13 protein-coding genes are annotated in these 12,987 nt (G+C 57.9%); 7 read left to right on the top strand and 6 right to left on the bottom strand.

Annotation, left to right across the window (positions count from 1 at the left end; genetic code table 11):
* Nucleotides 1-28 precede the first annotated feature (28 nt).
* Together CLV88_RS05980 and CLV88_RS05975 are read left to right on the top strand one after the other, a co-directional pair.
* Nucleotides 29-682, top strand: coding sequence for a pseudouridine synthase (locus tag CLV88_RS05980; protein ID WP_106607462.1), 654 nt, complete (start codon nt 29-31; stop codon nt 680-682).
* Between the two features lie 145 nt (nt 683-827).
* Entirely contained in the window at nt 828-3,767 is a 2,940-nt protein-coding gene (locus CLV88_RS05975) for an error-prone DNA polymerase (RefSeq protein WP_106607461.1), read from the top strand.
* Between the two features lie 77 nt (nt 3,768-3,844).
* On the opposite strand, the gene CLV88_RS05970 is transcribed toward CLV88_RS05975, so the two are convergent.
* Nucleotides 3,845-4,951 (bottom strand): THUMP domain-containing class I SAM-dependent RNA methyltransferase, encoded by a 1,107-nt coding sequence (locus tag CLV88_RS05970; RefSeq protein ID WP_106607460.1) that lies wholly within the window; start codon nt 4,949-4,951, stop codon nt 3,845-3,847.
* A 165-nt stretch (nt 4,952-5,116) separates the two neighbouring features.
* Between CLV88_RS05970 and smpB the strand changes: the two genes are divergently transcribed.
* Nucleotides 5,117-5,599: an SsrA-binding protein SmpB gene (gene smpB / locus CLV88_RS05965; RefSeq protein ID WP_106607597.1), complete on the top strand. Its 483-nt coding sequence runs from the start codon at nt 5,117-5,119 to the stop codon at nt 5,597-5,599.
* Here the strand turns inward: smpB and CLV88_RS05960 are convergent.
* Entirely contained in the window at nt 5,582-6,346 is a 765-nt protein-coding gene (locus tag CLV88_RS05960; RefSeq protein WP_106607459.1) for a hypothetical protein, read from the bottom strand. The two genes, smpB and CLV88_RS05960, sit on opposite strands and share 18 nt — an antisense overlap.
* A gap of 168 nt (nt 6,347-6,514) precedes the next feature.
* On the opposite strand from CLV88_RS05960, the gene sseA reads away from it, so the two are divergent.
* Entirely contained in the window at nt 6,515-7,372 is an 858-nt protein-coding gene (sseA, locus tag CLV88_RS05955; protein WP_106607458.1) for a 3-mercaptopyruvate sulfurtransferase, read from the top strand.
* Entirely contained in the window at nt 7,372-8,556 is a 1,185-nt protein-coding gene (locus tag CLV88_RS05950) for an amino acid aminotransferase (protein WP_106607457.1), read from the top strand. The genes sseA and CLV88_RS05950 overlap by 1 nt, the downstream gene beginning before the upstream one ends.
* A 276-nt stretch (nt 8,557-8,832) precedes the next feature.
* Here the strand turns inward: CLV88_RS05950 and CLV88_RS05945 are convergent, their stop codons facing one another.
* Nucleotides 8,833-9,375 carry a hypothetical protein gene (locus CLV88_RS05945; protein WP_133169915.1) on the bottom strand — a complete coding sequence of 181 codons (543 nt, stop codon included), beginning with the start codon at nt 9,373-9,375 and terminating at the stop codon, nt 8,833-8,835.
* Between the two features lie 387 nt (nt 9,376-9,762).
* Between CLV88_RS05945 and CLV88_RS05940 the strand changes: the two genes are divergently transcribed.
* Nucleotides 9,763-10,368 (top strand): MliC family protein, encoded by a 606-nt coding sequence (locus CLV88_RS05940; RefSeq protein WP_207797022.1) that lies wholly within the window; start codon nt 9,763-9,765, stop codon nt 10,366-10,368.
* Nucleotides 10,369-10,382: 14 nt separating this feature from the next.
* Here CLV88_RS05940 and CLV88_RS05935 read toward each other — a convergent pair whose 3' ends face one another.
* Both CLV88_RS05935 and hemP read right to left on the bottom strand, forming a co-directional pair.
* Nucleotides 10,383-10,859 (bottom strand): hypothetical protein, encoded by a 477-nt coding sequence (locus CLV88_RS05935; RefSeq protein ID WP_106607455.1) that lies wholly within the window; start codon nt 10,857-10,859, stop codon nt 10,383-10,385.
* Nucleotides 10,856-11,014 (bottom strand): hemin uptake protein HemP, encoded by a 159-nt coding sequence (gene hemP, locus CLV88_RS05930; protein ID WP_106607454.1) that lies wholly within the window; start codon nt 11,012-11,014, stop codon nt 10,856-10,858. Before hemP ends, CLV88_RS05935 begins: the two co-directional genes overlap by 4 nt.
* Nucleotides 11,015-11,293: 279 nt before the next feature.
* Here hemP and CLV88_RS05925 point away from each other — a divergent pair, with 279 nt between their 5' ends.
* The gene (locus CLV88_RS05925) at nt 11,294-11,581 is read left to right on the top strand and encodes a hypothetical protein (RefSeq protein WP_106607453.1); all 288 of its coding nucleotides are present in this window, start codon (nt 11,294-11,296) and stop codon (nt 11,579-11,581) included.
* A gap of 73 nt (nt 11,582-11,654) precedes the next feature.
* Here the strand turns inward: CLV88_RS05925 and CLV88_RS05920 are convergent, their stop codons facing one another.
* The gene (locus tag CLV88_RS05920) at nt 11,655-12,986 is read right to left on the bottom strand and encodes an ammonium transporter (protein ID WP_106607452.1); all 1,332 of its coding nucleotides are present in this window, start codon (nt 12,984-12,986) and stop codon (nt 11,655-11,657) included.
* Between the last annotated feature and the right edge of the window lies 1 nt (nt 12,987).

Raw genomic sequence — 12,987 nt, 5'->3', positions numbered from 1 at the left:
GCTGGGCCAAAGCGCCTATTGGAGCGCCATGCCTGTTTCGTCTGAGTATATCCCGCCTATGGACCCGTTGGTTGTTCTGCATGAGGACAGCGATATCGTTGTCGTGGATAAGCCGGCCGGACTCTTGTCAGTGCCGGGGCGCGGTGAGCATTTGGCGGACTGTCTGCTTAGCCGGGTGCAGGCGGCGTTTCCGACCGCGTTGTTGGTGCACCGATTGGATCGGGATACCTCTGGTGTGATTGTGTTTGGTTTGACCGCTCATGCGCAGCGGTCGTTGTCCATGCAGTTTGAGAAGCGCAAAACCAAGAAAACTTATGTGGCACGGGTGGAGGGCCATTTGGATCCCAAGGTGGGAACGGTTGATTTGCCGTTGATTGTCGACTGGCCTAATCGTCCTCGCCAGATGGTGGATCGCGAGAATGGCAAGCCTGCTGTGACGGATTGGCGGGTGCTGCGCACGGGTGATGGAGAGAGCCGGGTGCGGCTGAGCCCGAAGACGGGGCGGAGCCATCAGCTCAGGGTGCATATGTTTGCTTTGGGGCATGCGATTCTGGGCGACCCGCTTTATGCGACGGGGGCCGCGCTGGATTGGCCACGGATGATGTTGCATTCCGAGGAGCTGAGGATCAATCATCCGGAAAGTGGCAAGGGCATGAGTTTTCGCGCGAAGGCAGCGTTTTAGGGCTTTGCCCCTGGTGCGCTGGGCGCACCTCCCCCAAAGTATTTTTGGCAAGATGAAAGATGGGTGTTGTGCCATTTAGCGGGAGTATGTGGCGGGATTCAGGACTCGCAATGAGAACAAAAGGTGAATATAGTTCAGAGCTGCCATGGTTGCCGAATTTTGCATAACATCGAACTTCACCTTTCTGACCGGGGCGTCGCACCCGGAGGAATACATGCGCCGCGCGGCCATGGTGGGGTTGGGCGCAATTGCGATTGCCGATGTTAACAGTGTGGCGGGGATTGTGAGAGCCCATACCGAAGGGCGAGAGATTGCGCGCAAGGTACGTGATCGGCGGCGATTTGACGAGGGGGTGGGGCTGATTGGGCCACCGCGACCTGAGGGGGTTGCCGCGCCGGAGAGTGCGCCGATTTACGCGGTGCCGAGGCTTATTCCGGCGGCGCGGCTGGTGTTTGAGGATGTGCCGGATGTGACGGTGATACCCGAAAGCCGGCAGGGGTGGGCATCATTGTGTCGGGTTTTATCCAAGGGGCGGTTGAGGGCGGAAAAGGGCAGCTGTCGGTTGGTCTTGGACGACTTGTTTGAGTGGGGCGAGGGGCTGCAATTGATTCTGCACCCGATGCCACAGAGGGCTAGGGGTTCCGGCGGTGCGGATGTGTGGGGGCCGCATATGACCGGGTTGACGCGCCGCTTTGCCGGGCGGATGCAACTGGCGCTGACGCCGGGATATGACGGGCATGATGGCGCGCGATTTGCGGCGGTCGCGCAGGTGGCGGAGCGGTTGGGGCTGCCCATGGTGGCCACGACCATGCCGGTGATGCATCACGGAGGGCGGCGGCGATTGGCCGATGTGCTGAGCGCGGTGCGTTTGGGGTGCCGGGTGGATGCGTTGGGCCGAGGTGCGCAGGCCAATGGCGAGCAGCGCCTGCGCAGTGCACAGGAAATGGCGCGGCTCTATGAAGGCTATGAAGAAGCCCTGGTCCGTACCGACCGGCTGGCCCAGACATGTACCTTTTCACTAGATGAGCTGCGCTATGAATATCCAAGCGAAGTGGCGCAGGGGGAGACCGCGACACAGCGGTTGCGACGGTTGGCGTATGAGGGGCTGCGCTGGCGGTATCCGCAGGGCGCACCAGAGAAGGTGCGCACCATGCTGGAGCATGAACTCTCTCTTATCGGTAAGCTGAATTACGAGCCTTATTTCTTGACCGTGCGCGACGTGGTCGATTTTGCCCGGTCGCGAAATATCCTGTGCCAAGGGCGGGGAAGTGCTGCAAATTCAGTGGTTTGCTTCTGCCTAGGCGTGACGTCTGTGTCCCCCGAGGTGGGCACAATGGTGTTTGAGCGGTTTGTCAGCGAGGCGCGTGACGAGCCGCCCGACATTGATGTCGACTTTGAACACGAGCGGCGCGAGGAGGTGATCCAGCATATTTATGAGCGTTATGGCCGCCATCGCGCGGGGTTGTGCGCGACGGTGGTGCATTACCGGGGCAAGCGCGCCATTCGTGAGGTGGGCCGTGCCATGGGACTTACCGAGGACACGATCTCGGCGCTCAGCTCACAGCTTTGGGGGTTCTTTTCGGCACAAGGGCTAGAGGAAGCGCGGATGCGTGAGATCGGGCTTGATCCCGCGGATCGCCGCCTGAAACAGACTATGGCGCTGGTCTATGAAATTATTGGCTTTCCGCGCCATCTGAGCCAGCACGTGGGTGGATTCATCATCACAGAGGGGCGGTTGGATGAACTGGTTCCGATCGAGAATGCGAGCATGGAGGATCGCACGGTCATCTGTTGGGACAAGGATGATATTGACAGTCTTGGGATACTGAAGGTCGATGTGCTGTCCTTGGGTATGCTGACCTGTATCCGCAAAGCGTTTGATCTGATTGACCGGCACCACAATCACCCTCTGAGCCTGTCGTCGGTTCCGCCAGAAGATTCAAGGGTTTACGATATGCTGTGCGAGGCCGACAGTATTGGTGTTTTCCAGGTCGAGAGCCGGGCGCAGATGAACTTTCTGCCTCGGATGCGGCCACGCAATTTCTATGATCTGGTGATCGAGGTGGCCATCATTCGCCCTGGTCCTATTCAGGGCGATATGGTGCACCCATATATTCGCCGTCGCAATGGCGAGGAGCAGGTGAGTTTCCCATCGGACGCGCTGGGCGAGGTGCTGGGCAAGACGTTGGGCGTGCCGCTGTTTCAGGAGCAGGCGATGCAGATTGCCATTATCGGCGCGGGGTTCACGCCAGAGGAGGCCGATAGGCTGCGTCGGTCGCTGGCGACGTTCAAGAAACATGGCAATGTCAGCGAATTTCAGGGGCGTTTCATGCGGGGCATGAAAGCGAATGGGTATGAAGAAGATTTTGCCGCGCGCTGTTTTTCCCAGATCGAGGGGTTCGGATCTTATGGGTTTCCCGAGAGCCATGCCGCGTCCTTTGCACTGTTGGTGTATGCCAGCGCATGGATCAAGTGCCATCACCCCGGCATTTTCACCTGCGCCCTTCTTAACAGCCAGCCAATGGGATTTTATGCGCCTGCTCAATTGGTTAGGGATGCGCGCGAACATGGGGTCGAGGTGCGCCCGGTCGATATTAACGAGAGTTTCTGGGACAATGTGATGGAGCCGGATGGACGCGGTGGGCTGGCGCTGCGCCTTGGGTTTCGTCAGGTCCAGCGGTTGCGAGAGGAGGACGCAGCCTGGATCACGGCGGCACGCGGCAATGGCTATCTGACGGTCGAAGATGTGTGGCGCCGTGCGGGTGTCCCGCCGCATGTGCTGACCCGGCTGGCTGAGGCAGATGCCTTTGCCTCATTGGGCCTCAAGCGACGTGAAGCACTGTGGGAGGCCAAGGCGATCACGGCGGAAAAGCCATTGCCGTTGTTTGCCGGGGACATGGATGGCGAGGGGATCATGGAGCCTGCTGCGCTGTTGCCAGAGATGACAGCAGGCGAGCAGGTCGTAGAGGATTACGTGTCCATGCGGCTGACGCTGCGCCAGCATCCGGTGGCATTGTTGCGCCATTTGCTGACCCCGGAAGAGGGGTTAACAGCGCCGGAAACGCCAAAAATGACGGGTCGGTAATACGTCGGTATAACGTCGGTATTGCGTCAGAATGGTTTGGCGTCACCGGTGTTGACGTTTTGGTCCCAACGGCGGACCTAAGGCAGCGGATCGGTCTGGAAAAGACGCACACGCAACCCGCCATGCGAAACGGACGGCCCCGGTTCCAGCAGTGGCAAACCGGTGGCGCGCGCCAGCCCAGCCTCGGTTGTCACGATGCCCACACGCCAGCCGCTAAATCGCGCCTTGAGCGCCATGCCCAACCCGGAATGCAAGCCATAAAGATGCCCCTTGTTGCTGATCCGGCTGCCATAAGGCGGGTTCACAATGACAATGCCCGGAGCAGCCGTTGGTGGCGCAATCTCTTCGGCTTTGCCCTGAGAGAAATCGGTAAAATCAGCAACCCCGGCGCGCGTCGCATTGGCGCGCGACGACGTTACGGCACCCGCGTCACGGTCCGCACCAAAAAACTGGCATGCCGGTGCGGTCAACGCCGACACTTGGCGCATCGTGGCCCATACGTCGGCGTCAAACGTGGCAAGATGTTCAAAGGCAAAAGTGCGCGACCGGCCCGGACGCAGGCCAGCGGCAATCTCGGCAGCCTCAATCACAAACGTGCCCGAGCCGCACATTGGATCAAACACAGTTTGCGATCCGTCAAACCCCATCTGACGCAGAAACAACGCCGCCATGGTTTCGCGCATTGGCGCCTTGGCCACCGCCGCCTTGTGGCCGCGTTTGTGAAGGCTTTCACCGGATGTATCGATGCTCAGCGTCACCAGATTGTCGTCGATCCGCGCCTTGAGAACCACGGCGGCGTCCGGATCTATGGCCATGCCGACATCCTCGCGCAGTATCTTTTCAATACGCTCGGCCGCAGCACCTTGATGATAGATTTTCGATTTCTGGGTCGTAACCTCGACCTTGACAGGGATATCGCGGCGCAGGAACTGGCCCCAGTCGAAATCGCGCGCACGTTTTTCCAACGCCCCAAGGCTCATCGCCGAAAAAGATCCGATCCGCGCCAGCACCTTAACCGCGCCGCGCAGCTCCAGATTGGCGCGCCAGACATCATGCCAGTTACCGCGAAACCGCACCCCACCGGGCATCATCTTGGGTTTGGCAAACCCGGCCTCACGAACCTCTTCGACCAACGCTTTTTCAAGGCCGGGAGAGGTGATCAGGAATATCTCGAACTTTTTCATGTCGCCTCCATAGCGCCAAACTCCGCCATGTGCGAGATGCCATGCTCTTCATCTTGCCAAAAATACTTCGGGGGAATCACAGCGTGCTGTGAAGGGGGCAGCGCCCCCGTCTGTGCCCTTTCCCCCATGGACACCGGCGCGGCTGCGCGCTATCCCAACCAAACTATGGCCAAGAAACCAAAACCCAGTACCGAGACTAACTATAAGGTGATCGCCGAGAACCGGCGCGCGCGCTATGATTATGCCATCGAAGATGATCTGGAATGCGGCATTATCCTGAGCGGGTCCGAGGTGAAATCGCTGCGCGAAAAGTCGGGAAATATCACCGAAAGCTATGCGGCGGTCGAAGAGGGCGAGCTGTGGTTGGTGAACTCTTACATCGCGCCATACGAACGGGCGATGTTTCCGCATATGGAGCGGCGCAAGCGTAAGATGCTGGTAAGCCGCAAGGAGCTGTCTAACCTTTGGAATGCCACTCAGCGCAAGGGTATGACGCTGGTGCCACTGGTGATGTATTTCAACCACAAAGGCCTGGTGAAACTGAAAATCGGTATCGCCAAGGGTAAGAAAAATCACGACAAACGTGCCACCGAGGCCAAGCGCGACTGGGGTCGTCAGAAACAGCGCTTGTTACGCCACAACGATTGATGCTGCCTGCCACGCCTCGCGCCAGAGCCTGTCCACGTGGGCCAGTTCAGACGGGTGAAACTGATCCAGCATTTCCCAATAACGCCCGGTTGGCGCGCGGTAATTCAGTGCTGCTTCTTTGGCGAGTGGTGGGGTCATTATGCCGGCTCGTGGTTTGGTTACGCGGGCGTCGTGGCTCAAGGTGTCAGGGGTTGAGCGGGGAAAGACGAGGCGGCTTTCTGCGTTTGACAAGTTCACACAGGCACAGCCCGATTGCGCCGCGTGAAACCACAGCCGTGCTGATTTGGCTTCCAGGCTTTGCAGCGTGATATCATCGCGCAAGGGATCGGCAGCGCCGGTGCCATAAAAATGCGTTTTGCCTTGGCTGGGATAGACCATGTCACAGCCCATGAAGGCCATGATGTCAGGTTGGAGCGCGCCAAGCGCCCAGTAACCCGCAGTAAAGGCCATGGTTCCGCCTGCGTAGATCACACCGCCATAGCGATTCTGTTGCGGGATATAGTCGGTGTAGTCGACCAGTGTTTGATCGTCCTGCCATGTCCGGGGGCGGCGCTCGGATGGAAAGTCTTCGGGGTGGATCAGATGGGTCCAATCCTCGCGGATACGCCATGCGTTATTGATTGCGACAATGTTGGTAAAGTGGCCGCGCGCATATGTGCGGGTCTCGGGGGCGTTCGGACCGCTGCCGAGGATCAGCACGATTTTTTTTTCTGATTTGGGGCCTGCAACGGTGCCGGTGGATGTCATCTGTACGCCTCTTGTACTCGGGAAATGCTGTTCAACGGTAATACGGGTGGGGTAACCACACCAGATCACTCAGATTCAAGAAGTTGCGGGCGGATTGCATGGTGGGTCAGGCTTGCCACCGGGCGGGGTGGGTAGTAGCAAGGGCCGACTCTGAAATTGGGGGCATTGATGGCACAAGACGATCCCAGAACACTTGTTTCAACTGAATGGCTGGCAGCGCATCTGAAAGACCCGGATTTGCGTATCATTGATGCCAGCTGGCATATGCCGGCCGAAAATCGGGATGCAAAGGCGGAGTATGACGCCGAGCACATTCCCGGTGCGCGCTTTTTTGACATTGACGAGATTGCAGACCTGCGCAGCGAATTGCCTCATATGGTGCCACCGGTAGAGAAGTTCATGTCTCGGATGCGTGCGATGGGCATTGGTGATGGCCATCAGGTGGTGGTTTACGGCGCAAATGGCGCGTTCTCCGCGGCGCGGGTTTGGTGGCTGTTCAAGCTGATGGGGCAAAACGATATCGCAGTGTTGGATGGCGGCCTTGAAAAGTGGAAGGCCGAGGGGCGCGAGATTGAGGATATGCCGCCGGTGATCCGGGATCGGCATATGACGGTGCGCCGCCAGAACCATCTGGTCAAGGACGTCACACAGGTGTCGTCGGCTAGTAAGCTGGGTGACTATGAGATTATCGATGCACGCGCTGGCGCGCGGTTCCGTGCAGAGGTTGATGAGCCGCGTGAAGGGCTGCGGGCCGGGCATATTCCGGGGTCTAAGAATGTCCCTTTTGCCACGCTGCTAGAGGCCGATGGCACAATGAAAGCACCGGATGCGTTGAAGGCTGTGTTTGAAGACGCGGGCGTGGATTTGTCCAAGCCTGCGATCACCAGCTGTGGGTCTGGTGTGACAGCATGTGTGCTGGCGCTGGCGATGGAGCGTTTTGGAAAGACCGATTACGCCGTTTATGACGGTTCGTGGACCGAGTGGGGCGCATTCCCCACGCTGCCTATTGCGACGGGAGACGCATGATGCTGACCAATCTGAAAGAACAGCCCAAAGACAAGATCCTTGGCCTTATGGCTCTGTATCGCGAAGATCCGCGAGCGACCAAGATCGATCTTGGCGTTGGGGTCTACAAAGACGCGACAGGGGTGACCCCGGTGATGCGCGCCGTCAAGGCGGCAGAGCGTCGGATTGTCGAGGAACAGACCAGCAAGGCCTATACCGGTTTGGCTGGTGACGCGGGATATTCGACGGCAATGCGTGACCTGTTGCTGGCCGACAGTGTGGATCCGGCGCGGATTGCAGCGGTGGCGACTCCCGGCGGAACCGGTGCGGTGCGTCAGGCGTTTGAGCTGGTCAAGCAAGCCAACCCGAACGCACGCGTGTTTGTTTCGAACCCGACCTGGCCTAACCATGTCAGCATCCTGGGCTATCTGGGGATCGAAGTGGTCAAGTACCGCTATTTCGACACCGAGACGCGGGCTGTGGATTTTGACGGCATGATGGAAGACCTTGGCGACATTACGTCCGGTGACGTGGTGCTGTTGCACGGCTGCTGTCATAACCCGACGGGTGCCAACCTGAACCTGACACAATGGCAATCGGTGATCGATCTGATCAACGACAAGGGCTGCCTGCCCATAATTGACATTGCGTATCAGGGTTTTGGCGACGGGCTTGAAGAAGATGCAGCAGCGACTCGGCTGGTGGCATCATCGGTGCCTGAGCTTTTGATCGCGGCGAGCTGTTCCAAGAATTTTGGTATCTATCGTGAGCGGACCGGTCTGTTGATGGCAATCAGCGAAAAGGCCGAAAGCACGGCAGTGACGCAGGGCAACCTGAACCACCTGAACCGCCAGAACTTTTCATTCCCACCAGATCATGGTGCACGGGTTGTGACGACGATTCTGAACGACCCTGAGCTGAAGGCCGACTGGATGGCCGAGTTGGAAGAGATGCGCACGGGTATGTTGGCTTTGCGTCAGCAGTTGGCGGACGAGTTGCAGCGCCTGAGCGGTTCGGATCGATTTGGGTTTATCGCGGAACATCGCGGTATGTTCAGCCAGATCGGCACGACGCCGGATCTGGTCGAAAAGCTGCGTGCGGATAATGCCATCTATATGGTTGGCGATAGTCGTATGAACATTGCCGGGCTGAATGCGCAGAGCGTGTCGGTTTTGGCCAAGGCGATCGTGGACGCCGGTATTTGACGTCAGCAAAAACGTGAGATTTTAGGACGCGCGCCCGGGCACCGGCGCGCGTTTTTCTGTGCTTGGGGCGGGTGTGTGCTCGGCAGCCCGTGCGGGCTTTCTCGCTGAGGGAGGAGAGGCGCGGGCCATGGTGGGTTTGGGTGCAAAGCGCAATGGTTTGGAGGAGCGCGCGAATATCTCGGATTGTTGGGTATGGTTCAGGCGCTGCTCAAAAGTGATCTCAACGAGGGTGCCAAGCTTGGTGTCAATGTGTGCTGCATATGACTGGCCGTCGATTTAGAGCGCGACGCCGGATGTATTGGAAAGCGTGGCGACACGGGCCAGGGCTCCGTCATTGACTGGCTGGAAGTGGCACTCCTTGTGATCGAGTAGTGTGATGTGCCCGTCAATGACGTCCAGCCCTTGAGATATCACCGCCTGGATACGGCACAGGCGACGGTTGTGGGTGTAGGCATAGATCCAGTTATACACGAGCGTCAGACCGTAGATCGTAAGGATTGTCAGCGACACTGAACCCAGCAGCAGCATCATGCGCGCAGTTGTCGTGTCGCTATGGATCAAGCGGGGCAATTTCAGGTTGGCGGTCACTTGTCCTATCTTGCTTTGGGAGGATATAGGCAACGGATCGGGAGAGGTTTGCGAGAGTTTGCAAACCAATTGATCCAGTTGGATTACATTGGTCACGTTTTGGTCAACAGATTTCGGGTCGATTTCATACCCTAATGAGCTGGCGCGGTGGGCCTGTATGAGCAGGGTTCCCACGATGGAACGACTTTCGCGGAGGCCGACGGAAGACAGGGTTTGTTGGACGGCGTCCATATCCAGCTTTTCGATGGATCCTCGCAGGCGCGCGCGCCATGCAACACGATCCTGCGGCGTTGCGTGGACGGAGCCATTCAGAGCTTTGGCAAGGTGGAAAACGCTTTCTGGCAGGCCACAATGGGAGGATTGTGCAAAGCCAGAAGACGCCGAAAGCAGGAGCGCAAGTGCAATTGAGGTAAGTTTTCTGAGACCTATGAACACTTGGCACCGCCCCGATACTGATACTGATACTTTGCAGCAGTTTCGTGCAGAGGTTTCAATTGTGCGTTAATGGAAGCCGTGCGAGGGGTGAAAAGTGCGCTGTGCTGTGTTTTGGCTGAGACGCATTTGGAAATCATGATAGCATGATGGGCAGAGCTGCGATTGAGTGAGGAAGGCGACAGGATGCGGAGTTTGTTTTTTGGGGGTGTCGCTTGTTTGATGTCGGGGTCTGTTTGGGCCGCGGACCCGTCCTTTGATTGCGCAAAGGCGGGTAGTTCGGCGGAGGTTGCGATTTGCGGCTCAGAGGATCTGGCGGCGCTGGATCGTGAAATGGCACGTTTGTATCAACTGGCGGTGCGTGATGGGACGCTGAGCGCGGATCGGTTGGCCGAGCTGAAAGCCTTTCAGCGCGGATGGATCAAGGGTCGCGACGATTGCTGGAAGGCGGATCAAGGGCTGGAGGCCTGTGTCGCGACCGAATACGGTGCGCGGATTGCTGAAATTCGAACTGGCTATGCCGCGTCACGGGGCAAAAAGGGGCCGTCGGATGGCCCGTATCCCTATGTGTGCGATGGGCTGGATTTACCGCTGAGCGTGGTGTTTGTGAATGCTGGTACAGCGCGGGCGGTATTGTCATCGCGAGAAGGGACGCAAGTTTTGACAGCAGGTCCTACCGGTTCCGGTGTGCGTTATGAAGGGCGCGATGTCGTATTTCACACAAAGGGACGCGACGCGCATTTGAAAGTTGGCAAGATCAGTATGAGCTGTCGGCAGGACGATATTGGCTGACATTGTGGCGGTGGTTAATGAACCACCGCCGGTTGCATTTGAGCAATATTCGGTGTTGGTATCTGAGTACGTAAAAGCGCGCTGAGCGCCATGCCGAATTCAGCCGCCAACCCAACGAAATTGCGCGCCATATCTGGACGCACAATGAGTGCCGCAAGCATTGTGGCGTCCTCGTATTCGGCGCTGGCGGCGGATTCGACAAGGCAGGCGAACACTGCTTCGTCCGCGCCCAGACAATCGCAAGAACGACCGTGGCGCATGAGAGGGCGACGCCCATAATGTGCGCCGATTTCCATCAGGTCATTCAGGACATCCAGCGTGTTGCGGCCTCGGGTTTGGCCGAGACCTGTTGAAAGGCAGGCAGTAAGGCGGGATTGGTCCGCTGGTGTGCTGTTCCATTCCCGCAGGTATTGTACGGCGAGCCGTTCGACAGGTGAAAGATCGCTGATGCGTCCGACACGCTGGGCGCCGTGGTTGTCTGGGCGGCTCATTTTGTGAGGATCAATTTGCCGGCGCGGGTGATGCGCAAGGTATAGAGTTGATCGCCCAGTTGGATATGGGCAAGTCCATTATCGCCGGTCAGGCGGGTTGCCTCGTGGACCGGGGTTCCCTGGAGTTGCAGAGTGTTTGGCATTTGAACTGTCATCTGACCCTCATTCGTGACGCGTTTTGGCGCTGGCTTCCCGGTTCGGGTGGCTGATGCGCTATATCTGACTAAAATAGTCGGATTCGTCAATGGGTAAATTTAGGAAACCCATGCAGGGCGGAATTTTACTTTTGTGGACGCGTTTTTGTCATTTCCTGCCACTGGCGGTTTTGTGAGGTGAAAGTGACCGGATCGGCCCCATATTTAAATTATCAGCAAGGAGACATCGTTAATGTCGCACTCTGATTTAGTATCTGAAATCCAGGAAGGAGCCCGCCCATGGTTAAACGTCTGCATCGCGCCATCGTTAATGCATTGAAACTGGCTGACACGCCCGATGGATGGAAGCGGATTGCGCAACCTGAAAACATGCGCGCTGGTATCGGGAGGAGCGCGCGGGAGCTTTCCTTAGTGAGTATATTGAACCGCCAGATCGCAGATGCGCAGGCGCGTGAAAAGCGAATCGTTGATGAGGGGGAGCGCGTGGCGCAACAGCGGTTGATTGCGGAGTTGCGCAAACATCTGAATGTGGAGCTGTCGACAGAGCCATGTGGCTTGGCTGCCTGACATTGGGCGGTTCATAAAAAGAAAAACCCGGACGTTTCCGCCCGGGTTTCGTGTTTTTTCGAAGTTGGTTGGATTAGCCGTTGGTGAATTCGGGATACGCTTCCATACCCAGTTCCGCCATGTCGAGACCGTTGATCTCGGTCTCTTCGTCAACCCGCAGACCCATGACGGCCTTTAGGATGAACCAAACCACGCCAGACATCACGATAGTGGCAGCACCGATTACAAAGATACCGTATAGCTGAGCGCCCAGCGATGCGTCACCGTTGGTGAAGACAACTGCGATGGTGCCCCAGATGCCAGCGATCAAGTGAACCGGGATCGCACCGACAACGTCGTCGATTTTCAGCTTGTCCAGGAACGGAACCGCGAAGACCACGATCACACCACCGACAGCACCGATCAGCGTAGCGGCACCCAAGGATGGGGTGAGCGGCTCGGCTGTGATCGAAACGAGGCCAGCCAGTGCACCGTTGAGGATCATGGTGAGGTCAGGCTTTTTGTACATTATCTGTGTCAGGATCAGTGCGGCAACCACACCACCGGCCGCAGCGGCGTTGGTGTTAGAAAAGATACGCGATACGTCAGCAACGTCACCCACAGAACCCATGGCCAGCTGGGAACCACCGTTGAAGCCGAACCAGCCGAGCCACAGGATGAACGTACCCAGTGTGGCGAGGGTCAGGTTGGAACCCGGCATTGGGATGGTTTTGCCATCTTTGTACTTGCCGAGACGCGGGCCGAGGATGATGGCACCGGTCAGAGCCGCCCAGCCGCCAACAGAGTGCACGATGGTCGAGCCAGCAAAGTCAGAGAAGCCTGCTTCGCCAACAAAACCGCCACCCCAGGTCCAGGACGCTGTGAACGGATAAATGATGCCGGTCAGAACGATCGTGAAGACAAGGAAGGGCCACAGTTTGATGCGCTCTGCGAGCGTACCCGAAACGATCGACGCGGTGGCCGCACAGAACATCAGCTGGAAGAAGAAGTCCGAACCGGTGGACGCGTAGCCATAGTCGTCGGCCGCATCAGCAGTCACACCAACAGCTTCGAGTACGCCGGGTCCAAACAGGCCGGACAAAACGCCTTCAACCGACCATGTGCCCAAGGGGTACATCAAGTTGTAGCCAATTAGGTAGTAGAAGATCGCGGCGAGGCCAAACAGCGCCATGTTTTTGGTCAACTGCATGGCAACGTTTTTGGAGCGTACAAGGCCCGCTTCGAGCATGGCAAAGCCAGCGGCCATGAAGAACACGAGGAAGCCGCCCACAAGGAACAGCAGCGAGTTCAGGATAAAGACCACATCGGTCGGTACGGCGGCGGGCACTTCGGCCTCTTGCGCCATGCCCATGGCCGGCAGCGCGATTAGCGCGGCGGGCAGAGCAAATTTCATCAGGGTTTTCATA

The sequence above is a fragment of the Shimia abyssi genome, assembly GCF_003014475.1.
GTDB classification, from domain to species: Bacteria; Pseudomonadota; Alphaproteobacteria; order Rhodobacterales; family Rhodobacteraceae; genus Shimia; species Shimia abyssi.
Note: the sequence above shows the minus strand (reverse complement) of the source record. Positions and strands in the feature narration are given on the sequence as shown.